Here is a 1161-nt window from a genome sequence, read left to right as displayed (position 1 = left end):
AGTGAGTATCCGTCTTGATCAAGGGTGTTTTTCGACCCAAAGGCGGTTTGCCTTGACGAGCGCGTTCGCCGTTTCGAGCAACTTGCGCATGAGGGTCACGATGGCGACCTTGGCGGGCTTTCCGGCCTCGCGGAGTTCGGCATATTTTGCCCTGAGGTCCGGGTTGAACCGCATGGCGACGAGGGCGGGCATGTAGAGCGCATCGCGCAGGGGCTTTCGGCCTCCGCTGATGAAGGATTTGCCCTTCCATTGACCGGACTCGCGGTTGTGGGGCACCAGCCCGGCGAGGCTTCCGGCCTGCTTTCGCTCAAGCGTGCCGATTTCCGGCAGGAAGGTGAGGATCAGAGCTGCCGCGATCTGGCCGATACCGGGGATCGAACACAGGATCTCGCGCTTGCGCCCCAGGTCCTCGTCATGGGTGATATGTTTTGCAATCTCGGCATCCAACTCGGCGATCTGGCGCTCGACGAGTGTCAGGCGCACCTTGATCTGGCGCTTCAAGACCGGATTGAGCTGCACATGGCTGCGGTTGCGCAGACGGACGCGCTCCTTGACCAGCCCGGCGCGGGCCACCTGCAAGTCTTTGAGAGCAAACAGGGTTTCCGAAACAGGCGCATCCGGCTCCAGCTTCAACGCAACCCCCATGCGGGCGAGGATGCGCGCATCGACAGCATCCGTCTTGGCCCGCGTTCCGCAAGCTTCGGCGAAGCGGCGCGCCTGCAGCGGATTGACCTTGACCAGCGGGAACTTGCCCGACAGTGCCGTCTCGAAGGCCCGATGATAGGGGCCTGTCGGTTCGAAGACAATCCGGGCAACAGGCTTCTGGCAGAGCCATTTGATGAGGGCCCGAAAGCCCCGCACCGAGTTTTCAAACTGCCGCGCCGCCTGATCTTCCAGCCGGAATGCGTCGAGATGGGTTTTCGAAATGTCGATACCGATGGTATGCTCTGTCATCTTCGCCAGTCCTATCCTTGTCATGCGTGGCGCAAACACGCGTATCCGTTCAGGCCCTTGGTGAAGACGGCGGCCGATCTTACTCACTTACGGTCCCGAATGACCCAGGCGGACACGATCCGACCGCCGCCGCTGCCCGCCATAAATGGCGTGGCGGGCAGCGGCTCCCTTCTAACCTGGGAGCCGGAGAAAATCATAAGACAAGGC

1 protein-coding gene is annotated in these 1161 nt (G+C 61.6%); it reads right to left on the bottom strand.

All coding sequences use genetic code 11. From position 1 onward, the window contains the following. Positions 1-18: 18 nt before the first annotated feature. Complete coding sequence (locus BG457_RS12495; RefSeq protein WP_071797515.1) at positions 19-954, bottom strand: IS110 family RNA-guided transposase; 936 nt, start codon at positions 952-954, stop codon at positions 19-21. Positions 955-1161 lie beyond the last annotated feature (207 nt).

This window comes from Natronohydrobacter thiooxidans, assembly GCF_001884735.1.
GTDB classification, from domain to species: Bacteria; Pseudomonadota; Alphaproteobacteria; order Rhodobacterales; family Rhodobacteraceae; genus Roseinatronobacter; species Roseinatronobacter thiooxidans_A.
This window is presented reverse-complemented; position numbering and strand designations above follow the sequence as displayed.